The following is a 22,438-nucleotide window of genomic DNA, read 5'->3' on the forward strand; positions in this document are numbered from 1 at the left end:
GGGAGTGGGCGCGTGCCGAACCGGGGTCGTTCGTCAGCGTGCGACGACCTCGACGTCAGCCGGTGAACCCGAGGCGACGGCTGATCTGTTCGGCGGCCGCCATGGTCATCTCGGCCACCTCATCGAATCGCGAGGGATCCAAGCGGTATGCCGGTCCCGAAACGCTCAGCGCGGCAATGGCTTTACCGGTGCTGTCGCGCAGTGGGACGCCGACGGCATTGAGGCCGATCTCCAGTTCTTCGCACACGCTGGCCCACCCCCTGCTGCGGACCTCGGCCAGCTCCGCGGCCAGCGCCACACCGTCGGAAATGGTGTTGGCGGTGAACGTCGCGAGCCTGTCCCCGAGGAGCTCGCGAACCCTGTCGGCGGGCAGAGCCGAAAGCAGCGCTTTGCCGCTCGAGGTGGCGTGCGCGGGGCAGTTCTGACCGATCCAGGTGCGCAGCGTGATCTCGGCGGGGCCGAGCGTCTCGACGATGTTGATGATCCTGTCGCCGTCGAGGATCGCCACATTGATGGTCTCCCCGCACTGTTCGGCGAGCCGGTCACAGGTGACCTGGCTCTGCTTGGCCAGGTCCATCTGTGCGCTGGTGGAACCGGCCAGCCGGACCAGGGCGAACCCCAGCCGGTACTTGCCGCGGTCGGAGAGTTGTTCGACGAACCCGCGGGACTCCAGGACGGTGATCAGCCGGGACACCGTGGACTTGTGCACGCCGAGTTCGGTGGCGATCTCGGTGACCCCGGCGGTGCCCAGCTTGCCCAGGATCTCCAGGACCATCAGCGCCCGGTCCACCGATTGCACTGCCGCGACGGATTTCTCCCGCGGCGCGACGTCGTCGGTGTCGGCAGCCATGACGGCACCAGTGTAGACAACGGCCGCAGTCATCCCGGCGCCCCCGACTCGGGCCCGTCGCGCAACCGGTCTTCGATCCACTGGTGGAACTCGCCGATGTGGTGCTCGGAGGGCACCAGCACGCCGCCCTTTCGGTAGGCGCGCGAGGACATCGTGGGCTGGGTGCGTTCACAGGCGTCGAAATCCTGCTCGTTCACCCGGTGGAAGAGCTGCACCGATCGTTCCAGGTCATGGCCCTGGGCGACCACGTCCGGCAGATACAGCCAGTCGCATTCCACGACCGTGCGGTCGGGGCCCATCGGGTACATGCGGTGAAAGATCACGTGGTCGGGCACCAGGTTGATGAACACGTTGGGCCGGACGGTGACCGCGTAGTACCTGCGGTCCTGCTCGGGTGTCACGCCGGGAATCACGTCCAGTCCCGCGCTGCCGTCGATGGTGAAACCGGCCACGTCCGCACCGAACAGTGCGCCGTGCCCGACGAAGTACTGCGCGGCGAGGCCGCCGGCGAACTCGGGCAGTACCTCGGTGAGCTCCGGATGGATGGACGCGCAGTGGTAGCACTCCATGAAGTTCTCGACGATCAGCTTCCAGTTGGCCGCCACGTCGTAGACGATGCGTCGGCCCACGGACAGCTCGGCGAGCTGGTAGTGCTCGATGGCCTCGGCGTTGCCGAGCCGATCGGTGACGGTGCCGATGACCTCGTCGTCGAACGACGGCGGCTGCGCGTCCAGGCAGACCCAGGCGTATCCGAGCCATTCCCGAAGCGCCACCGGCACCAGACCGTACTCGGTGCGGTCGATGCGAGCGCCCGTCGCATCGGTCAGAGTGCCGAGATTGGGTGCCGCGAAAAGCTTTCCGTCCAGCCCGTAGGTCCACCCGTGGTACGGGCACTTCAGGTGCCGGTTGACCACTCCGGAGTCTTCCGAGCACAGCATCGCCCCGCGATGCCGGCAGACATTGAGGAAGGCATTCAGAGCGCCGTCGCGTCCGCGCACCACCAGCACGCTCTCCCGGCCCACCTGAACTCTGCGGAATGCGCCGGGGGAGGGCAGATCTGCGCTGCGCACCGCGCAGAACCACATGCGCTCGAAGATGCGGTCCTGTTCGGCTTCGAATATCGCTGTGTCGTAATAGTATCGGCCACTCAAGGTGGGCATCAGGTTGCCGGTGGCCGGTGTGTTGACCGGGAGCGGTCGCGATTCGTCGATCGTGGTCATGCGGTCACCAGTCGTGTGGGGTCGAAGAGTCCGATGGGGTGCCCGGTGGTGCCGGTGGTGGCCAGGTCTGCCAGCACCTCGCCGACGACCGGGACGAATTTGAACCCGTGCCCCGAGAAGCCGCATGCCACCGTCACATTGGTGAAGCGGTCCGGGCGGGTGATGACGAAATGCTCGTCCGGGGTGTTCGAGTACATGCAGGTCGCGGTGTGTACCGCGGGTCCGGTCAGCGCGGGCAACAGCTGGCCGGCCCGTTCGCGCATCTCGTCGATCTCCTGGGGGTACACCGCCCGGTCGATGGTCTCCGGTGTGCACACCTGGCCCTTGCGGAAGAAGGCGACCTTCACGCCGCCGTCGGCGCCGTCGATGGCCGGGAAACCGTAGATCTGCTGGCCGCGGGCATTCTCGTTGATGAAGATCGGATGATCCTCGAACGGCGCGGTTCCGCCTGCGGGGTCCAGCCAGTACAGCACCTGGCGCTCGATCGTGATGGGGATTCCCATCTCGGCCAACAACTCCGGCGCCCACGCCCCGGGGCAGATCACCAGCTGCCCGGCGGTGTAGCTGCCGGCCGCGGTATGCACGGTGACTCCGCGCGGACCGTCGAGCCACTGCGACACTTCCTCGCCGAAGCGCAGCGTGGCGCCCTCGCGCGCCGCCAGGTCGAGATGGGCCTGCACGGTCAGCTCCGGTCGGGCGAAGCCGGCCTTGGCCTCATACAGTGCGGCATCGCCCGGGCCGGGTGTGAAGGTGGGGAAGCGGCGGCGCAGCTCGGCAGCATCCAGCATCTCGTGCGGCAGTGACCATTCCAGGGCGGCGCGCTCGCTCCCGGCCACGGTCAGGCAGTCGGGTGGCCCGACGAACACGCCACCGGTGAGCCGGTAGACCTCCGCGCCGGTGCTCCGCCGCAGTTCTTCCCACAGTTCATAGGCCCGCAGCAGCAGGGGCACGTAGGCGGGATCCTCGAAATAGGACTGCCGGATGATGCGCGAGCCGCCGTGGCTGGAGCCACGGTCGTGGGCGGGGGTGAACTTCTCCAGGCCGAGCACCCGGACACCGCGGCGCGCCAGGTGATAGGCGGCGGCGCTGCCCATCCCGCCCAGGCCGACGACAATGACGTCATAACTGTTGTCGCTCACATCATCTCCGGATCAGAAACATGTCGGGGTCGACGACCGGTTCGGCATGCACGGTCGCCGAGAACGTGGTGCTCAGGTAGGCCACGCTGACGGCCGACCCCACCGCCGTGTCGGCAGGCAGCCACGCGTAGGCGATGCTGCGACCGAGGGTGGCCGAGTAGCCGGCGCTGGTCACGTAGCCGCGCACGGTGCCCTCGATGCTGACCGGCTCCTTGCCGAGCACCACCGCAGCGGGGTCGTCGAAGACGATGCTGCGCAGCATCTTTGCCGGCGCGGATGCGGTGTCCAGTGCCGCCTTGCCGAGGAAGTCACCCTTCTTGCCCGACACCGCGAACCCGACACCGGCGGCGGCGGGTTGGTGTTCGGTGGTCATATCGGTGCCCCAGGACCGGTAACCCTTTTCCAGGCGCAGGCTGTTGAATGCGATGCGGCCGGCGGCGATCGCGCGGTACGGCCGGCCCGCCGCGGCCAGCAGATCCCACAATTTCAGCCCGTGTTCGGCGGAAGCGTATATCTCCCAGCCTAGTTCGCCGACGTAGGACACCCGCATCATCGTCACGGGCACCGCTCCGATGAACGTCTTGAGCGCACGGAAATATCCGAAGGATTCGTGGGAGATGTCGGCGGCGCACAACGGTGTGACAAGGTCGCGGGCGCGCGGGCCCCACACCCCGATACAGCAGGTACCGCCGGTGATGTCGCGCACCGCCACACCGCTCTGCGGCAACCGGCGCAGCATCCAGTCGATGTCGAGCGGGCCGTTCGCGCCCACCTGGAACACGTCGTCGCTCAGCCGCGCAACCGTGAGATCGCTGCGGATGCCGCCGGATTCGTCGAGCATCAGGGTGTAGGTGACCGACCCGGTGCGCTTGTCGATGTTGTTGGTGGTGAGGTGCTGCAGGAAGGCGCACGCCCCGGGTCCGCTGACCTCGTAGCGGGTCAGCGGGGTCATGTCGTAGAGGGCGACGTGCTCGCGGGTCCAGCGCGCCTCGGCGATGGAAATGGGGGAGTAGAACCGCCCCGACCAGTCGTCGCGGTCCGGGAACGTCATTCCGGCATCGGCGAGTTCGGCCACCAGCGCCGCGTTGGCCTCGTACCAGGCCGGCCGCTCCCAGCACCCACCCTCGAAGAAATGCGCGCCCAACTCCCGCTCCCGTGCGTGGAACGGGCTGACCCGCAGGTCGCGCGGCTCGGTGCGGTATTGGTGCGGATGCACGATGTCGTACACCTCGACGAAGGCCTGCGAGCTGGTGGCGAGGATGAACTCCGGGCTCGTGGCGGGCTCCTCGAACCGGTATAGGTCGCATTCGTGGACATCGGTGGTGGGGGCGCCGTCGAGGATCCATTCGGCCATCGCCTGGGCCACCCCGGCGGAGTGGGTGACCCAGACCGCCTCGGCGACCCAGAAACCGGACAGATCGCGGTGCTCGCCCATGAGGGAGAAGCCGTCGGGGGTGAAGGAGAAGATGCCGTTGAAGGCCTCCTCGACCTTCGAATCACCCAGCGCGGGAAGCAGTTCGGTGCTGGCCGCCCAGCCGGGCGCGAAGTCGTCCTCGGTGAACGGCAGCATCGACGGCATGGTCTCGGCTGTGCTGATCCCCCGGTCGCTCCGCTCCTGCCCGCCGGCGGTGTCGGTGAGCAGGGTCGACATCGTCACCGGCATCGGCCGGTGACCGTAGTACCCGATACCGAGACGATCGCCGTGCTCGCGGAAGTACAGGTCCTGATCCTGGTGGCGCAGGATCGGCAGCCGGGCGTCATCCGATGCGATTCCCACGCGCCGCAACGCCGCCACCTGGCCGGATTTGGCGTACTGATGCGCCATCGGGACCAGCGGCACCGTCAGTCCCACCCGCGCGCCGAGTTCGGCGCCCCAGAAGCCGGCGGCGGACACCACCACGTCGGCGTCGAACTCGTCACCCCCGGCGGTGCGCACGCCGACGACGCGCCCGCCCCGCTGCAGGACGTCCACCACGTCATGGTGTGCGAGGAACCGGGCGCCGCGCTCGATGGCGCGTTCGGCCTGCGCGGTCGCCGCGCGCAGTGCCCTGGCCAGGCCGTCGGAGGGAGTGTGGAAGCCGCCGAGTATCCGGTCGGTGTCGAGCAGCGGATGCAGTGCCTTGCACTGGGCGGGGTCGATGAGCTCGCCCTGGATTCCCCACGACTGCGCCCAGCCGTGCTTGCGGTGCAGATCGGTCCAGCGGGCTTCGGTGGTGGCCACCTCGAGCCCGCCGACCTGGTTGAACGCGTCGAGGCCCACGAATTTCTCGACCGTGTAACGCGCGAACTCGCTCATGGTTTTCGACCCGTTGGTCTGGAACACCAGGCCCGGGGCGTGCGAGGTGGAACCGCCGGTGGTGAACAGGGGCCCGCGGTCCAGGACGGTGACCTTTGTGCACCCGCGGGCGGTGAGTTCATCGGCCAGTGACGTGCCGACGATCCCGGCACCGATGATGACGATCTTGGGCTGTGACATACCCTGGGCTCCTGTTGCGCATTAAGCAACTACTGCGTATCGCGCAACAATAACGCCGGTGTGTGGTTCCCGCAAGATGTGGCACCCCGTGACTCCCGGACGGCGGTGACGGGAGTGCCGGGCTGGTGACCGCCGTCGCTCGGCGAGCGTGAAATGCCCTTGACAGCAAGAGAATTCACCGATGATGTGGTCGGCGGTGTCGTCCGTTCACGATCGTCCGCGGATGGTCCGGGCTGCGCGCGGGTATGCCGCGGTAGCCGACCACCGGTGGGCGGCTGCTCGTACAGTGGTCATGAGATCAGCTAAAAGTATTGTGGGAGGCTCACTATGGCGGGACGTCCGATTCACACGTTTGAGGTCATCAGCAGCGAACAGCTGGCACCGCACATGATCCGACTGGTGCTCGGTGGCGTCGGATTCGACACCTTCACCCCCGGCGACTACACCGATTCCTACGTCAAGATCGTCATCGTCGCCCCGGACGTCGACATCGTCTCGCTGCCGCACCCGCTCACCCTGGACAGCTTCAACGTGCTTCCGGAGAACAAGCGCCCCGCCGTGCGCACCTACACCGTGCGATCGGTCGACGACTCACTGCGCCAGATCGCCATCGACTTCGTCGTGCACGGGGAGCAGGGCGTGGCCGGCCCGTGGGCCGCCGCCGCCCAGCCCGGCCAACCGGCCTACCTGATGGGGCCCTCCGGCGCGTACGCACCCGACCCTGCCGCGGACTGGCATCTGCTGGCCGGTGACGAGTCCGGTCTCCCGGCGATCAGCGCGGCGCTGGAAGCGTTGCCGCCCAATGCGATCGGCAAGGCCTTCATCGAGGTCAGCGGACCCGACGACGAGATTGAACTCACCGCGCCCGACGGGGTCGATGTGCACTGGATCTACCGTGGCGGACGCGCCGACCTGGTCAGCGAGGACAAGGCCGGGGACAACGCGCCACTGGTCGCCGCAGTCAAGGAGATGTTGTGGCTGCCCGGCCAGGTCCAGGTGTTCGCCCATGGCGAGGCGCAGGCCGTCATGCATAATCTGCGTCCCTACCTGCGCAAGGAACGCGGGGTGGAGGCGAAGTGGGCGTCCATCTCGGGGTACTGGCGGCGCGGGCGCACCGAAGAAACTTTCCGGCAATGGAAGGCGGAGCTGGCCAAGGCGGAGGCGGGCCAGCGAGACTGACCCCATGGCATTCGGCGATTACCAGCTCGAGATCTATCTGCAGGGACTGGCCGGGGTGGTGCCCTCGCTGCCGATGGCCTTCGCCGAATTGGAGGCCAGGGCGCAGGCGGCGATGTCGCCGTCGGTGTGGTCCTACGTCGCCGGCGGTGCCGGCGATGAACGCACCCAGCGCGTCAATGTCAGCGCCTTCGACCACTGGGGCCTGATGCCGCGAATGGGCGTCGGCGCCACCGAACGCGACCTGAGTGTCGACCTCTTCGGGATCGCGCTGCCCTCGCCGGTGTTCATGGCGCCGATCGGGGTCACCGGCATCTGTAGCCGCGACGGCCACGGCGATCTGGCCGCGGCCCGCGCCGCCGCACGCACCGGGGTGCCGATGACGGTGTCCACGTTGACCGCCGACCCGCTGGAGGATGTGGCCGCGGAGTTCGGCGACACCCCGGGGTTTTTCCAGCTCTACACACCCAAGGACCGCGATCTGGCGGCCAGCTTCGTGGCCCGGGCAGAGGCGGCGGGCTACAAGGCCATCGTGGTGACGCTGGACACCTGGGTGCCCGGCTGGCGGCCCCGCGACCTGAGCACCTCGAACTTCCCGCAGCTGCGCGGACACTGCCTGTCCAACTACTTCAGCGACCCGGTCTTCCGGGCGAGCCTGCCGCAGTCGCCGGAGGAGAACCCGCAGGGCGCCATCCTGAAATGGGTGTCCACCTTCGGTCAGCCCGTCACCTGGGACGATGTCACCTGGCTGCGGTCGCTGACCCGGCTGCCGCTGCTGGTCAAGGGCGTCTGTCACCCCGATGACGTGCGCCGCGCCCGCGACACCGGCGTCGACGGCATCTACTGCTCCAACCACGGTGGCCGCCAGGCCAATGGCGGCATCCCGGCCATCGACTGCCTGCCCGATGTGGTGGCCGCCGCCGACGGGCTGCCGGTGCTGTTCGATTCCGGCATCCGCAGCGGCGCCGATATCGTCAAGGCCCTCGCGCTGGGGGCGACCGCGGTCGGCGTGGGGCGGCCCTACGTCTACGGCCTGGCGCTCGGCGGCACCGAGGGTGTGGTGCACGTGCTGCGTTCACTGCTGGCCGAGCTCGACCTGACCATGGCCATCGACGGCTACCCGGGGCTGGCCGATCTCACCCCGGACACGCTGCGGCGCGTCCAGTAGACAGCCCGCGGGCATCTGCGACGGTAGGACAGTGAGCAAGCCCAACCTCGAACCCCTGCTGGAGGAGTTCGACGAGTACCTGGCGCTACAACGCGGTCGTTCGGCGCACACGCGCCGCGCCTACCTGGGTGATCTGCGGGCGTTGTTCGATTTCATCGGCGGCGGTCTGGACACGCTGACCCTGCCCAGGCTGCGGTCCTGGCTCGCCGCCCAGGCCGGTGCCGGGGCGGCGCGCACCACGCTGGCCCGGCGCACCTCGGCAATCAAGACGTTCACTGCGTGGGCGCTGCACCGCGGCCTGCTGAGCACCGACCCGGCGGCCCGGCTGCAGACCCCGAAGGCGCACCGCACGTTGCCGTCGGTGCTGCGTCAGGATCAGGCGCTCGACGCCATGGACGCCTTGACTTCGGGTGCGCAACAAGGTGATCCGATGGCCCTGCGGGACCGGCTGATCGTCGAGCTGTTGTACGCCACCGGTATCCGGGTCAGTGAGCTGTGCGGGCTGGACATCGACGATGTCGACCGCTCGCGCCGGCTGCTGCGGGTGCTCGGCAAGGGCAACAAGCAGCGCACGGTGCCGTTCGGCGAGCCCGCCGAGGACGCGCTGGCGGCCTGGCTGGACCGCGGCCGCCCGGAGCTGGTGAAACCGTCGTCCGGCGCGGCGCTGCTGCTGGGCTCGCGCGGTGCCCGCCTCGACCAGCGGCAGGCTCGCACCGTGGTGCACCAGACGATGGCCGCCGTCGACGGTGCCCCCGACATCGGCCCGCACGGGCTGCGCCACAGCGCCGCGACCCACCTCCTGGAAGGGGGTGCCGATCTGCGCGTCGTCCAGGAACTACTCGGCCATTCGACGCTGGCCACCACCCAGCTCTACACCCACGTCACGGTCGCGCGGCTGCGTGCGGTCCACGATCAGGCCCATCCACGGGCTTGAGCACGATCGGCGTCGACGCCAGCAGTCCCAGCGGGTCCACATAGTCCGCGCGCGAGGCCGGCCCCCACATCGCACCCCAGTGCAGGCAGGCCCGCATCGGGCAGCCCGCGTGCCCGTCCAGCAGCACACCGAGCGCGGCGCCGGCCGCCACCCGCTGCCCGGTCCGCACGGCCGGGCGCACCGGTTCGTAGCTGGTGCGCAACCCACCCGGATGCTGTACCGACACCAGTGGCCGGCCCGCCAGCTCACCGGCGAACACCACCGTGCCGCCGGCGGCCGCAAACACGGTCTGACCTGCGCTTGCGGCCAGATCTACGCCGCGATGCCCGCGCGTCCAGTTCGGCGACGGTGCGTCGAACCCGCGCGTCACCATCGCGGTGGGCCGCAACGGCCACTGCAGCCGGCCCGCCTCCGCCGTCGCGGTGGCGGTGGCAAGGGCGGCCAATGCCACCACGAAGAGCAACGCCAGAACCCTCATCAGCCCAGTTCAGCGCCTCAATCCAGGCCAGGGAAGCCCCGTCCGGGCACACTGTGGACGAACCGGCGGTTGTGCATTACTCGCGTGGTCAAAGCACAGGTTCCCACGGTGTAAACTTCTTCCCGCAGCTCACATCCGTGGGCTGACTTCGCGCGTCTGCACCGCAACCCGCATCTCAGGTTGCAACCAGCATGCCGGGCGGTCCTGAACCGGGAAACCGAGTCAGGTCCGGCAGCCGCAGTCGCCAGGGTCCGGATTCAGCCGATTCCGGACGTCAACCGACAACGAAAGCAAGGCACAGCCATGGCTGTTGTAACCATGAAGCAGCTGCTCGACAGCGGCGCTCACTTCGGGCATCAGACCCGACGCTGGAATCCCAAGATGAAGCGGTTCATCTTCACCGACCGCAACGGCATCTACATCATCGATCTGCAGCAGACGCTGACCTACATCGACTCGGCCTACGAGTTCGTGAAAGAGACAGTCGCTCACGGCGGATCGGTCATGTTCGTCGGCACCAAGAAGCAGGCTCAGGAATCCATCGCCGAAGAGGCGACCCGGGTCGGTATGCCCTACGTCAACCAGCGCTGGCTGGGCGGCATGCTCACCAACTTCTCCACCGTGCACAAGCGCCTTCAGCGGATGAAGGAACTTGAGGCCATGGAGCAGACCGGTGGCTTCGAGGGTCGCACCAAGAAGGAAATCCTCATGCTCACGCGTGAGAAGAACAAGCTCGAGCGCAGCCTCGGCGGTATCCGGGACATGGTCAAGGTTCCGTCGGCCATCTGGGTCGTCGACACCAACAAGGAGCACCTGGCGGTTGCCGAGGCTCGCAAGCTGAACATCCCGGTCATCGCGATTCTGGACACCAACTGCGATCCCGACCTGGTCGACTACCCGATCCCGGGTAACGACGACGCGATCCGCTCGGCCGCCCTGCTGACCAAGGTGATCGCCTCCGCGGTCGCCGAGGGCCTGCAGGCCCGTTCCGGTGCCGGCAAGACCGAGGCCGGCCAGGAAGGCGCCGTCGAGCCGCTCGCCGAGTGGGAGCAGGAGTTGTTGGCGGGAGCCACGACCAGCCCCGCCGCCGACAGCACTGCTGCCGCCGAGCCCACCACCGACGCTTCTTAATCTCGTAGGAGAAAGCTGTTATGGCGAACTACACCGCTGCCGACGTCAAGCGACTGCGGGAGCTGACCGGCGCAGGAATGATGGACTGCAAGAACGCGCTGGCCGAGAGTGACGGCGATTACGACAAGGCCGTCGAGGTGCTGCGTATCAAGGGTGCCAAGGATGTCGGCAAGCGCGCCGAGCGCGCGACCGCCGAGGGCCTGGTGGCAGCCAAGGACGGCGCACTGATCGAGCTGAACTCGGAGACCGACTTCGTCGCGAAGAACGCCGAGTTCCAGGCGTTGGCCGAGCAGGTCGTCACCGCCGCCGCAGCCGCCAAGGCTGCCGACGTCGACGCCCTCAAGGCCGCCAAGATCGGCGACACTACCGTCGAGCAGGCGATCGCGGATCTGTCGGCCAAGATCGGCGAGAAGCTCGAACTGCGCCGCGCGGCGTACTTCGACGGTCAGGTCGAGACCTACCTGCACAAGCGCGCCGCCGACCTGCCGCCCGCGGTGGGCGTGCTGGTCGAGTTCGAGGCCGGTGACTCCGAAAAGGGTGAAGCAGCCGCTCACGCGGTCGCACTGCAGATCGCCGCGCTGAAGGCCAAGTACCTCACCCGCGAGGACGTGCCTGCGGACATCGTCGCCAACGAGCGTCGTATCGCCGAGGAGACCGCCAAGGAGGAGGGCAAGCCGGAGCAGGCTCTGCCCAAGATCGTGGAGGGTCGCGTCACCGGCTACTACAAGGACGTCGTGCTGCTCGATCAGCCGTCGGTGTCGGACAACAAGAAGTCCGTCAAGGCGCTGCTCGACGAGGCCGGCGTGACCGTGACCCGGTTCGTCCGGTTCGAGGTCGGTCAGGCCTAGTAAGACCCCAGCAGAACCCCGCGTCATCTCGGTGACGCGGGGTTCTGTGCTTTTGCGCAACGTTCTGGTACGTGCTGGTACCGTCGGCGCCATGGCACGCATCCACGCATTCGGCGATGACGCTCTCGGTGATCTGGACGCGGTCGGGCTGGCCGCCGCGCTGCGCAGCGGCGCGGTATCGCGCGCCGAGGTGATCGAGGCCGCGATCGCCCGCGCCGAGGCCGTCGATCCCGCACTGAACGGAATGGCCCACCGGGCGTTCGACACCGCCCGCGGTGCCCGCCCGCACGGCGGCTTCTTCTCCGGCGTGCCCACCTTCGTCAAGGACAACGCCGATGTCGCCGGCATGCCCACCATGGACGGCACCGACGCCTGGACGCCGCGGCCCGCCCCGGCCGACGGGGATTTCGCACGCACCTACCTGGGCACCGGTCTGGTGGCGCTGGGCAAGACCCAGCTCTCCGAGTTCGGCTTCAGTGCCGCCGCCGAGCATCCCCGCCTCGGTGCGGTGCGCAACCCGTGGAACACCGAACACACCGCCGGCGCATCATCGTCGGGCTCGGGCGCCTTCGTGGCCGCTGGTGTGGTCCCCATCGCGCACGCCAACGACGGCGGTGGCTCCATCCGGATTCCGGCGGCCTGCAATGGCCTTGTCGGACTGAAACCCTCGCGCGGCAGGCTGCCGCTGGACAAGCAGATGCGTCAGATGCCGCTGCGCATCGTCGCCAACGGCGTCCTCACCCGGTCGGTGCGCGACACCGCGGCCTTTTATCGGGAGGCCGAACTGCTGTGGCGCAACCCGAAGATGCCTGCCATCGGCGACGTGACCGGGCCCGGTGACCGTCCGCTGACGATTGCCTTCACCACGGAATCGATTGCCCGCGAAGCCAGTCCGGAGATCCGCGAAGCGACCTTGAAGACTGCCGCTCTGCTGGAGGGGCTCGGGCACCGGGTCACCCAGATCGCCAACCCGATTCCGCAGGCCTTCATCAACGACTTCCTGCTGTACTGGTCGCTGCTGGCGTTCGCCCTGGTGCGTGGCGGAAAGAAGACGTTCGGGTCCAGCTTCGACCGTGACAAACTGGACAACCTCACCCTCGGGCTGGAACAACTGGCGGCCCGCAATCTGCACCGGATGCCGCTGACCATCGCACGGCTGTCCCGGACGCGCAGGATCACCGCACGACTGGGTGCTCAGTACGACGTGCTGCTCACCCCGACCCTGGCCGAGGTGACTCCGCCGGTGGGGCATCTGGACCCGACCGCGGACTATCAGCAGATCATCGACCGGCTCACCGATTGGGTGGCGTTCACCCCGCTGGCCAACATCACCGGAGACCCCGCGATCTCGCTGCCGCTGGGCCGATCCGCGACCGGGCTGCCGATCGGGATGATGTTCGGCGCGACCACCGGCCAGGAACGCCGCCTGCTGCAATTGGCCTTTCAGCTCGAAGAAGCCAGCCCGTTTGCGCGCATCCAGGACTGATCGGCGACGAAATCCGTTGCGCGGGGGTCACCTTGTTGTAATCGCACGAGGAATCGCGTAACTCCGCCGATACCGCGAATCGCGCTCGACGAAACACGGCGCGCCCACCATCATCCTCGTGGAGCCCCTCGCACCCACAATCGTTCGGTCACCGGAGATCGCCCGCACGTCGGGAAACACCTTCGGGTGCCTTGTCCGATTCGCGGTCGCGAACATCCGGCGGCGTCCTGAACGCTTTGTGCTAGCCGTCCTCGGCATCGCCCTGGCGATCGCCTGTGTCACCGTCGTGCGCACCATCTCGGCGAGTTTCGCCATCACCGGCGAAGATTCGGTCACCGACGTGCTCGGCGACGCCCAGCTGTGGGTGGTGCCTGCCGGCGGCGTGCACTATGACCCCGACGCTCAGGCGCTGGTCGCCGACGGGTCCGCGCCCACCTTCGCCGCGCCCCAGGGCTGGGCCACGACACGGATACTGTCGGGCACCACCACCCTCGACGGCACCACCGTGTCCCTGCGCGGCGCCGACGGGATCCCCGGCGGGCAGGCCGTCGTCGGCGCGGGCATCGCCGATCGGCTCGGCATCGCACCGGGGGCGACCCTCGACATCGGTGGGCAGCCCCTGCTAGCCGAGATCGCGGGTAGTGGCCAATCCATCACCGTGTCAACAGATCTGGCCCGAACGGTCATCGGCGAGAACGGGTGGTGGACGGTCGGCGCACCCGCCGGGCAGGAACACCGGCGCGACCTCGCGAGCGAGTTCGGGACCGCCACCGGTCTGCCCGCCACGGCGGACCCGTCCGTGCAGCCCGACGCCACCGGCCCCGGACTGATCTACGACACGGTGGGGGGATCTGGGCCGCTGACCTTCGAGCAGAAGTTCTCGGCGCTGTTCTCCGGCAAGGTCACCAGCTCCACCCTCGGGGTGATCTCGACCATCGGCCTGATCCTGGGTTTCGTCATCGCGGTGTCCTCGTTCCTGGCGGCGGTGGCCGAACGCAAACGCGAGTTCGGCATCATGAGCAGCATCGGACTGGCCGACGAGGTGCTGTACTTCTTCCTCGTCGAATCCGGTATCACCTTCCTGGTCGCCTATCTCGTCGGCGTGCTGGGTGCGGGAGTGGCTGTTGCCCTGGTGATCCCGCAGATCGCGACGCTCACCGCATGGGGGCAGGCCGCGGGGATGGTTGCGGCGTTCATCCCCGCGATGGCGATTGTCGGCGCGTTGGTCCCCGTGCACCGGTTGCTGCAGCAGCGGCCCGTCGACCTGCTGGGGGGCCGGTAGTGAAGTACGGACTCAGCTACGGCTGGCTGTCGGCGCGGCGCCGACTGCGCGAGATGATCCTGCCCGCCGTCACCACCGCGACGGGAGCCTTCCTGGTGGTCATCGTGTTCGGGATGTCCGACGGTATCGGTGCACAGTCCGCCGCACTCGGTAACGCCGATGAGATCGGTGCGGCGGTGGTGCTCATTGCCGTGACGGTCCTGCTGGTCGGTGTCGTCGAGGTGGCGGTGGCCACCACCCGCACCGTGGCCAACCGCACCCGTGAGCTCGGAGTCCTTGGCGCCAACGGCATCCCACGATTGCCGGTGGTGGCGGCCCTGCTCGTGGAGCCGGTCATCGCCGCGGTGGTGGGTGCCGTGGGTGGGGCGGGGCTGGCCGTACTCACCGGCATCGCCCTCGACGTCACCGGCCTCGCACCCGCCGGAGTCGACCTCGGCGGATTGGCCCTCGGGGCGGCCATCGCGGTCGTGGTCAGCATCGTCGCGGCCGTCGCGACCAGCATCGTCCCCACCTGGAATGCCGCTTCGCGGCCACCGATCCGATCCCTGAGCAGTGGAGGCTGACCATGACCGCCATCGAGGAGACTCCCGTCAAGGTTGCCGCATCGGCGACACCGGCTCCCGTCGTCGACATCTCCGACGTCTGGAAGCTGCACAAGCTCGGCGATGAGGTGGTCAAGGCCCTCATCGCCGTTGAACTCCGGGTCATGCCGGGCGAATTCGTCTGCCTGATGGGGCCCAGCGGCAGCGGCAAGTCCACCCTGCTGAACATCATGGGCGGGCTTGACCGGCCGACCAAGGGCTCGGTGGCGGTGGCCGGCCAGGACACCGCACAGCTCAGCGAGAGCCAGTTCGCCGCGCTGCGGCACGACACCATCGGCTTCATCTTTCAGAGCTACAACCTGATCCCGTTCCTGTCGGCCGTCGAAAACGTGGAACTGCCACTGATGTTCGAGCCCTACGACCGCAAGGCGCTGCGCAGGCGCGCCACCGAACTGCTGGAGATCGTCGGCCTGGGCCATCGGGTGCACCACCAGCCGACGAAGATGTCCGGCGGCGAACAGCAGCGCACCGCCATCGCGCGGTCGCTGATCAGCAACCCCACGCTTGTGTTGGCCGACGAACCCACGGCCAACCTGGACCACCGTACGGGGGAGACGGTGGTGCGCATGCTGCGCGACCTGTGCTCGACGCTCGGTGTCACCGTCGTCGCCAGCACCCATGACCCCACGGTGGCCGACGAAGCGAGCCGTGTCGTTCGAATGAAGGACGGACAGATCGTATGACTGCAGAATTAGAGGCGCCGACGTCAGCAGACCGCGACAAGCTCATGACCACCGAGCTTGTCCCCGAACAGATCCTGCCCAAGGTGATGACGACGTTCGGCCTCACCGCCGCATACGTGTTCATCATCTGCTGGATCACCGGATCCTCGGTGATGGCCGGCGGCGGCTGGACCGCCATCCCGATGTGGGTGCTCGGCATCCTGACCTTCCTGATCCCGGCGGGAATGGCGGTCGTCGAACTCGGAAATCTGTGGCCGGGGCAGGGTGGTGTGTACATCTGGGCCACCCGAACGATGGGCGAGACGTGGGGTTTCATCGGCGGATACCTGTCCTGGGTGCCGGTGATCCTCAATGCCGCATCCTCACCGGCGGTGGTGCTGCAGTTCCTGCTGCTGGCCTTCCACACCGAACTGGGATTGACCACCAGCATCATCCTGCAGCTGGTCATTCTGTGGACCGTGATCGGTCTGGCACTGGCCAAACTCGCGGCCAGCCAGAAGATCATGAACATCGTCTTCGTCGTGTACGGCATTCTGACGCTGACGATCTTCATCTCGGGTCTGCTGTTCGCCGTCAACAACGGATCGGCGACGCCGTTCAGCTGGGCCGAGGCCACCATTCCCAACTTCGCCGTGGCCGGCTTCCTGTACGGCACCGTGCTGCTGTACCTGCTGGGTGTGGAGACCCCGTACAACATGGGCGCGGAGTTCCTCTCGGTGCGCAAGAGCGGCCCGAAGATGATCCTGTGGGGGTCGGTGGCGCTGGTCGCGATCTACCTGATGACCACGCTGGGCACCATGATGGCGCTGCCCGGTGACCAGATCGATCCGGTGACCGGTGTGATCGGCATGCTGGACGTCGCCGGGTTCCCCGGGCTGATGGAGATCTGCGCCATCGTGCTGGCGTTCATCATCATCGTGGCGTTGATGACCTACCAGGTGGCCTACTCCCGGCTGATCTTCGTCTCCGGCCTGGAGCGCCACCTCCCGCGCATCTTCACCCACCTCAACCCGCGCACCCGGAACCCGGTGTCGGCCATCCTGATTCAAGGTGTGTTGTCCTCGCTGATCCTGGTCGGCCTGTACTCGCAGAGCAGCATGGCCAACGTGACGATCTACCTGCAGGGCGGCCTGAGCACCGTCTGGCTGCTGTCCGGGTTCTTCTTCTTGATCCCGGTCATCGTGGCCCGCAAGAAGTACGCGGATCGGTATGCCGCCGAGACGTTCTGGCGGATTCCGGGCGGGATGGCCGGGGTGTGGACGGTCGCCGTCGTCGGTTCCATCGGCACCGTCGGCGGCATCTACTACTCGTTCGTCACGCCCTGGATCGACGTACCGCAGGCGACGTGGATGACCTGGGTGGGCGGGATCAGCCTGGGCATGTTCGCGCTCGGCCTGACCGTCTACATCTTCGGGCGCCGCTCGGCGCGCAAGGTCTCCCAGGACGACGCACTGGCCCACCTGGCCGTTTTCGACCTCACCAAGACAGCGGAGGACACAGCCAAATGACGATGGACAGCACGGTGCTGACTACCGATCTCACCGAGGACGCCACCCGGTACCCTCTGGACCCGCTGAGCGGGGCGGAGATCGAGGCGGCCGCCGCCATCATCTCCGAATCCGACTACGCGACACCGACGCTGAAGTTCGTCATGATCAGCCTGGCGGAGCCGGCCAAGACTGCGGAGCTGACCTTCGCCGGCGCGCAGGTACCGCGGCAGGCGTTCGTGACGATGTATGACGCCGCGGCCAAACTGATCTACGAGGCCGTCGTCGATATCGACACACGGGTGATCGACTCGTGGACGCCGATCCCGGGCCGCTTCCCGTCCTACCTCGTCGAGCACATGACCGGGGTGGAGGAAAAGGTCCGGGAGGACCCGCGCTGGCAGGAAGCGATGCGCAAACGTGGCGTCACCGACTTCAGCCTCGCGATGATCGATCCGTGGCCCGCCGGCTATTACGGTGCCGGGGACCACTACGACAACTCGCCACTGATCTGCCGTCCGCTGACGTTCATGCGGGCCGCGCCGTCCGAGCACGGCTACGCCCGCCCGGTCGAGGGGCTGATCGTCACCTTCGACCTGGACAACATGGAGGTCCTCGACATCGAGGACCACGGCGTGGTGCCGCTGCCTCCGACGGCGGGCAACTACGACCCGAAGTTCATGTTCGACGAGAACAACCGGCCGGCGTTCACAGCGTTCCGTGATGATGTCAAACCCATCGAGATCACCCAGCCCGACGGGCCGAGCTTCACCGTCGACGGGTGGAAGGTGCAGTGGCAGAAGTGGTCTCTGCGTATCGGGTTCAACCCGCGCGAGGGCATCACCCTGCACGAGGTCACCTACACCGACCGTGGCCAGACGCGTCCGATCCTGTACCGGGGGTCGCTGTCGGAGATGGTGGTGCCCTACGGCGACACGGCACCCACGCACTGGAACAAGAACGTCTTCGACATGGGCGAGGTCGGGATGGGTTTCTCGGCCAACCCGCTCACCCTGGGGTGTGACTGCCTCGGGGAGATCCACTACTTCGACGGCACGGTCAACGACTCCGACGGCAATGCGGTCACCATCCCGAATGCCATCTGTATGCACGAGGAGGATTTCGGCATCTCCTGGAAGCACACCGATTTCCGCACCGGTGAGGTCGAGGTGCGGCGGTCGCGGCGGCTGGTCGTCTCGATGATCTGCACCGTCGGCAACTACGAGTACGGGTTCTTCTGGTACTTCTACAACGATGCCTCCATCGAGGTCGAGGTGAAGCTCTCCGGCGTACTCACCACCGGTGCGGTCGAGGTCGAATCCGGTGAGCAGCCGCGCTGGGGCAAGATGGTCGCGCCCGGCATCTACGGTCCGAATCACCAGCACTTCTTCAACTTCCGGCTCGACATGAGCGTCGACGGCGCGGGGAACAGTGTCTATGAGGTGGATTCGATTCCCGAGCCGGACCCTGAGCTCAACCCGCACCACAATGCCTGGATCACCCAGGACACGCTGGTGGCCTCCGAGTCCGAGGGTGCGCGCGACTGGAACTGGTCGACCGGCCGGTACTGGAAGGTGACCAACCCGTCGAAGAAGAACGAACTGGGGATCCCGGTGGCCTACAAGCTGGTACCCAAGGACGTCGTGCCGGTCATGGTGCAGGAGGGCTCCTTCATCTACGACCGCGCCCGGTTCCTGCAACACAACCTCTGGGTGACGAAGTACGACCCGGCCGAGAAGTTCGCCGCCGGTGACTACATGTACCAATCGGCCGACGTTCAGGGGCTGCCGGAGTTCGTCACCGACGATGCGCCACTGGAGGACAGTGACGTGGTGCTCTGGTACACCCTGGGCGCGCATCACATCGTGCGGCCGGAGGACTGGCCGGTGATGCCGTGCGCGTACACCGGTTTCCACCTCAAGCCGATCGGCTTCTTCGACGGCAACCCGGCGCTGGACCTGCCGCCGTCACCGCCGAAGGCGTGCCACGGGCACTAGAACGTCCAGCGCTCGTCAGTCCGTGCCGACGGCGGCCAGGATGCGTTTGAGTGCATCCCGGTCGCCGTCACTGACATGCCCGAGCACGCGGAGTTCGGCCGCGCGCACGCCCGCGTCGGTGCGCTTGAGCAGCGCCAGGCCTTCGCGGGTCAACTGCGCGGGCAGCGCCCGGCCGGACGAGACGCTCGTCGGCCGCGAGACCAGCCCGCGGCTCTGCAGCCCGCGTAGCACCATGTTCATCGCCTGCGGCGAGACCGCGAGATCGCGGGCCAGTTCGGCATTGGAACGGCCCGGCGCCTTGGACAGGATCCGCATGCAGATGTATTGCGGGAAGCCCAATTCCAGCGGCTCCAGCACAGTGCTGGTGACCTCGGTGCGCAGTGTCTGTGCCACCCGGTGCAGGAGATAGCCGAGCGGCTGATCGTGCGGGTGCTCAGCCATGTCAATCATCTTGACACATATCAACTAGATTGATATACCGGAACCATGAGCACAGACGATATGTTCGAATCCGCCTACCGCGGCGACGCACCGGAGCTCGAGGGCGCCCGTCCGCCGTGGAGTATCGGCGCGCCACAGCCCGAGATCGCCGCGCTGATCGACGCGGGCAAGGTGCACGGCGATGTCCTCGACGCCGGGTGCGGCGAGGCCGCTACCGCGCTCGCTCTTGCCGAGCGGGGGTTCACCACGGTCGGTCTGGACAATGCGCCGACCGCGATCGAGCTGGCCCGGGCCGAGGCCGCCAGGCGTGGCCTGGACAACGTCACCTTCGAGGTGGCCGATATCAGCGCCTTCACCGGGTATGACGGGCGGTTCGGCACCATCATCGACAGCACGCTTTTTCACTCCATGCCGGTGGAACTGCGCGAGGGATATCAGCAGTCCATCGTGCGCGCGGCCGCTCCGGAGCCTCCTACTTCGTGTTGGTCTTCGACGCCGCGGCGGTACCCGCCGGCGGCCCGATCAACGCGGTGACCGCCGAGGAACTGCGTGACGTGGTCGGCAGGTACTGGCAGATCGACGAGATCCGGGCCGCCCGTATTCACGCCAATCTGCCCGATGCGGTGGTCGACGCCGGGATTTTCGCCGGCAACGACATCCGCGATGAGGGCGATGGCCGCAGGTCGGTCGGGGCGTGGTTGCTGGCTGCGCACCTGGGGTGATCCCACCCCATACGGCGCCCCCGCCACCCGAACGTGGCGGGGGCGCCGTCATGAGGCAGGATTGGTGACGCCGTCCGTGCGGATTCGCCTGGGTGGCGATTCTGTGTCGGGACAGCAAGGAGTCTGATGGCGGAGCCAGACAAGGCCGGCCCGGGGGTCATCCGGCCCGCGTATTCACGTGTGCTGCTGAAGCTCGGCGGCGAGATGTTCGGTGGCGGGCAGGTGGGTCTCGACCCCGATGTCGTGGCCCTCGTCGCCCGGCAGATCGCCGATGTCGTCCGCGCCGGCGCCCAGGTGGCCGTCGTCATCGGCGGCGGTAACTTCTTCCGCGGCGCCCAACTGCAGCAGCGGGGGATGGAACGCACCCGCAGCGACTACATGGGCATGCTCGGCACCGTCATGAACAGCCTTGCGCTGCAGGACTTCCTGCAGAAGGAAGGCATCGACACCCGCGTGCAGACCGCCATCACCATGGGGCAGGTCGCCGAACCGTACATCCCGCTGCGCGCCCGACGGCATCTGGAGAAGGGCCGCGTGGTCATCTTCGGCGCCGGCATGGGACTGCCCTACTTCTCCACCGACACCACCGCCGCGCAACGCGCCCTGGAGATCGGTGCCGAGGTGGTGCTGATGGCCAAGGCCGTCGACGGCGTGTTCACCGACGACCCCCGTAAGAACCCCGATGCCACGCTGCTGACCGCGATCACCCACCGCGAGGTGATCGATCGGGGACTGCAGGTCGCCGATTCCACCGCTTTCAGCCTCTGTATGGACAACGGCATGCCGATCCTCGTGTTCAATCTCCTCACCGACGGAAATATCGCGCGAGCGGTTGCAGGTGAGAAGATCGGAACACTGGTCACCACGGACAAGGAGACACCGTGATCGACGAAACCCTCTTCGACGCCGAAGAGAAGATGGAGAAGGCGGTGACGGTGGCGCGCGACGACCTGTCGTCGATCCGCACCGGCCGGGCCAACCCGGGCATGTTCTCCCGGCTGAACATCGAGTACTACGGTTCGCCGACGCCGATCACCCAGCTCTCCAGCATCAATGTCCCCGAGGCACGGCTGGTCGTCATCAAGCCCTACGAGGCCAGCCAGCTCAAGCCGATCGAGGACGCCATCCGCAACTCGGACCTCGGCGTCAATCCGTCCAACGACGGCAACGTCATCCGGATCTCGGTGCCGCAGCTCACCGAGGAACGCCGCCGCGAGCTGGTCAAGCAAGCGAAGTCCAAGGGTGAGGACGCCAAGGTCTCGATCCGCAACATCCGCCGCAAGGCGATGGAGGAACTGGCCCGGATCAAGAAGGACGGCGAGGCCGGCGAGGACGAGGTGGGGCGCGCCGAGAAGGATCTCGACAAGAGCACCGGGCAGTACACGACGCAGATCGACGAGCTGGTCAAACACAAAGAAGGCGAGCTGTTGGAGGTCTGATGACCTTTCAGCAGGGCAGTCCAGTGGTAGACCCCGAACCACCGAAGAAAACATCGCGCGCAGGCCGCGACCTGCCGGCCGCCATCGCGGTCGGCGCCCTCCTCGGCGGATCCCTCATCGCCATCCTGCTGTTCGCGCCGCTGGTCTGGGTCGGTGTCGTCGCCGCGGCGATGGCCGTGGCCACCCACGAGGTGGTGCGCCGCCTGCGGGACGGCGGATTCTCCATCCCGGTCATCCCGCTGCTCATCGGCGGGCAGGCCATCGTCTGGCTGACCTGGCCCTACGGCGCCACCGGCGCGCTGGGCGCGTTCGGCGCGACCGTGGTGCTGTGTCTGATCTGGCGGCTGGTCAGCGGCGGCCTGAGCGCCGCGCCCACCAACTATCTGCGCGATGTCGCGGTGACCATCTTCCTGGCCGCCTGGATCCCGCTGTTCGGCGCCTTCGGTGCGCTGCTGATCTACCCCGAGGACGGCGCCGGTCGGGTGTTCTGCCTCATGCTGGGCGTGGCGGCCTCCGATATCGGTGGGTACGCCGCGGGCGTGCTGTTCGGTAAGCACCCCATGGTGCCGGCGATCAGCCCCAAGAAGTCCTGGGAAGGGCTGGTCGGCTCGCTGGTGCTGGGCATCGCGGTGTCGGTGCTGACGGTGCAGTACCTGCTGGATCAGCCGGCCTGGGTGGGTATCCCGCTGGGGATCATGCTGGTCGTCACCGGCACTCTCGGCGATCTCGTCGAGTCACAGGTCAAGCGTGACCTCGGCATCAAGGACATGGGCACGTTGCTGCCCGGGCACGGCGGTCTGATGGATCGGCTCGATTCGGTGCTGCCGTCCGCGGTGGCCACCTGGATCGTGCTGACGGTGTTGACGTAACCCCAGCGGA

Annotated in this window: 20 protein-coding genes and 1 pseudogene; 15 read left to right on the plus strand and 6 right to left on the minus strand. The window is 67.4% G+C overall.

Annotated features, from left to right (window positions below; translation table 11 throughout):
- Positions 1-55 precede the first annotated feature (55 nt).
- The 4 genes from C6A86_RS10665 to C6A86_RS10680 are packed head-to-tail and all read right to left on the minus strand — an operon-like array spanning position 56 to position 5,685.
- Entirely contained in the window at positions 56-850 is a 795-nt protein-coding gene (locus C6A86_RS10665) for an IclR family transcriptional regulator (RefSeq protein ID WP_105366611.1), read from the minus strand.
- A 29-nt stretch (positions 851-879) separates the two neighbouring features.
- Positions 880-2,070, minus strand: a complete 1,191-nt coding sequence (locus C6A86_RS10670) for an aromatic ring-hydroxylating dioxygenase subunit alpha (protein WP_105366542.1) — start codon at positions 2,068-2,070, stop codon at positions 880-882.
- Complete coding sequence (solA, locus tag C6A86_RS10675) at positions 2,067-3,164, minus strand: N-methyl-L-tryptophan oxidase (RefSeq protein ID WP_396835299.1); 1,098 nt, start codon at positions 3,162-3,164, stop codon at positions 2,067-2,069. Before solA ends, C6A86_RS10670 begins: the two co-directional genes overlap by 4 nt.
- 46 nt (positions 3,165-3,210) lie before the next feature.
- Positions 3,211-5,685: an FAD-dependent oxidoreductase gene (locus C6A86_RS10680; protein WP_105366544.1), complete on the minus strand. Its 2,475-nt coding sequence runs from the start codon at positions 5,683-5,685 to the stop codon at positions 3,211-3,213.
- Positions 5,686-6,012: 327 nt separating this feature from the next.
- On the opposite strand from C6A86_RS10680, the gene C6A86_RS10685 reads away from it, so the two are divergent.
- The 3 genes from C6A86_RS10685 to C6A86_RS10695 are packed head-to-tail and all read left to right on the plus strand — an operon-like array spanning position 6,013 to position 8,963.
- Positions 6,013-6,864 carry a siderophore-interacting protein gene (locus tag C6A86_RS10685; RefSeq protein ID WP_105366545.1) on the plus strand — a complete coding sequence of 284 codons (852 nt, stop codon included), beginning with the start codon at positions 6,013-6,015 and terminating at the stop codon, positions 6,862-6,864.
- Between the two features lie 4 nt (positions 6,865-6,868).
- The gene (locus C6A86_RS10690) at positions 6,869-8,029 is read left to right on the plus strand and encodes an alpha-hydroxy-acid oxidizing protein (protein ID WP_105366546.1); all 1,161 of its coding nucleotides are present in this window, start codon (positions 6,869-6,871) and stop codon (positions 8,027-8,029) included.
- A 55-nt stretch (positions 8,030-8,084) separates the two neighbouring features.
- Positions 8,085-8,963: a tyrosine recombinase XerC gene (locus tag C6A86_RS10695; protein WP_396835301.1), complete on the plus strand. Its 879-nt coding sequence runs from the start codon at positions 8,085-8,087 to the stop codon at positions 8,961-8,963.
- Here the strand turns inward: C6A86_RS10695 and C6A86_RS10700 are convergent.
- A complete protein-coding gene (locus C6A86_RS10700; RefSeq protein ID WP_105366548.1) occupies positions 8,911-9,441 on the minus strand; it encodes a M23 family metallopeptidase in 531 nt (176 codons plus the stop codon). The two genes, C6A86_RS10695 and C6A86_RS10700, sit on opposite strands and share 53 nt — an antisense overlap.
- A 303-nt stretch (positions 9,442-9,744) precedes the next feature.
- Here C6A86_RS10700 and rpsB point away from each other — a divergent pair, with 303 nt between their 5' ends.
- From rpsB to C6A86_RS10740, 8 genes are all read left to right on the plus strand, one after another.
- Positions 9,745-10,572 (plus strand): 30S ribosomal protein S2, encoded by an 828-nt coding sequence (rpsB, locus tag C6A86_RS10705; protein ID WP_105366549.1) that lies wholly within the window; start codon positions 9,745-9,747, stop codon positions 10,570-10,572.
- A 20-nt stretch (positions 10,573-10,592) separates the two neighbouring features.
- Positions 10,593-11,420, plus strand: a complete 828-nt coding sequence (gene tsf / locus C6A86_RS10710; RefSeq protein ID WP_105366550.1) for a translation elongation factor Ts — start codon at positions 10,593-10,595, stop codon at positions 11,418-11,420.
- Between the two features lie 91 nt (positions 11,421-11,511).
- Positions 11,512-12,906, plus strand: coding sequence for an amidase (locus C6A86_RS10715; protein WP_105366551.1), 1,395 nt, complete (start codon positions 11,512-11,514; stop codon positions 12,904-12,906).
- Between the two features lie 109 nt (positions 12,907-13,015).
- Entirely contained in the window at positions 13,016-14,188 is a 1,173-nt protein-coding gene (locus tag C6A86_RS10720; protein ID WP_105366552.1) for an ABC transporter permease, read from the plus strand.
- Between the two features lie 53 nt (positions 14,189-14,241).
- Entirely contained in the window at positions 14,242-14,751 is a 510-nt protein-coding gene (locus C6A86_RS10725) for an FtsX-like permease family protein (RefSeq protein WP_105366612.1), read from the plus strand.
- 2 nt (positions 14,752-14,753) lie between these two features.
- Positions 14,754-15,473 (plus strand): ABC transporter ATP-binding protein, encoded by a 720-nt coding sequence (locus C6A86_RS10730; protein ID WP_105366553.1) that lies wholly within the window; start codon positions 14,754-14,756, stop codon positions 15,471-15,473.
- Positions 15,470-16,981 carry an APC family permease gene (locus C6A86_RS10735; protein WP_199196458.1) on the plus strand — a complete coding sequence of 504 codons (1,512 nt, stop codon included), beginning with the start codon at positions 15,470-15,472 and terminating at the stop codon, positions 16,979-16,981. The genes C6A86_RS10730 and C6A86_RS10735 overlap by 4 nt, the downstream gene beginning before the upstream one ends.
- Positions 16,978-18,957 (plus strand): primary-amine oxidase, encoded by a 1,980-nt coding sequence (locus C6A86_RS10740; protein ID WP_105366555.1) that lies wholly within the window; start codon positions 16,978-16,980, stop codon positions 18,955-18,957. Before C6A86_RS10735 ends, C6A86_RS10740 begins: the two co-directional genes overlap by 4 nt.
- 15 nt (positions 18,958-18,972) lie before the next feature.
- On the opposite strand, the gene C6A86_RS10745 is transcribed toward C6A86_RS10740, so the two are convergent.
- Entirely contained in the window at positions 18,973-19,407 is a 435-nt protein-coding gene (locus C6A86_RS10745) for a MarR family winged helix-turn-helix transcriptional regulator (RefSeq protein ID WP_105366556.1), read from the minus strand.
- Positions 19,408-19,458: 51 nt separating this feature from the next.
- Between C6A86_RS10745 and C6A86_RS10750 the strand changes: the two are divergent.
- From C6A86_RS10750 to C6A86_RS10765, 4 genes and pseudogenes are all read left to right on the plus strand, one after another.
- Positions 19,459-20,120 (plus strand): annotated as a pseudogene (locus C6A86_RS10750) (class I SAM-dependent methyltransferase).
- 126 nt (positions 20,121-20,246) lie between these two features.
- Positions 20,247-21,005 carry a UMP kinase gene (pyrH, locus tag C6A86_RS10755; protein ID WP_105366558.1) on the plus strand — a complete coding sequence of 253 codons (759 nt, stop codon included), beginning with the start codon at positions 20,247-20,249 and terminating at the stop codon, positions 21,003-21,005.
- Positions 21,002-21,559, plus strand: coding sequence for a ribosome recycling factor (gene frr, locus C6A86_RS10760; protein ID WP_057168055.1), 558 nt, complete (start codon positions 21,002-21,004; stop codon positions 21,557-21,559). The genes pyrH and frr overlap by 4 nt, the downstream gene beginning before the upstream one ends.
- Positions 21,559-22,428 (plus strand): phosphatidate cytidylyltransferase, encoded by an 870-nt coding sequence (locus C6A86_RS10765; RefSeq protein ID WP_105366559.1) that lies wholly within the window; start codon positions 21,559-21,561, stop codon positions 22,426-22,428. The genes frr and C6A86_RS10765 overlap by 1 nt, the downstream gene beginning before the upstream one ends.
- Positions 22,429-22,438: the final 10 nt, after the last annotated feature.

This window comes from Mycobacterium sp. ITM-2016-00316, assembly GCF_002968335.2.
In the GTDB taxonomy this organism is placed as follows: Bacteria; Actinomycetota; Actinomycetes; order Mycobacteriales; family Mycobacteriaceae; genus Mycobacterium.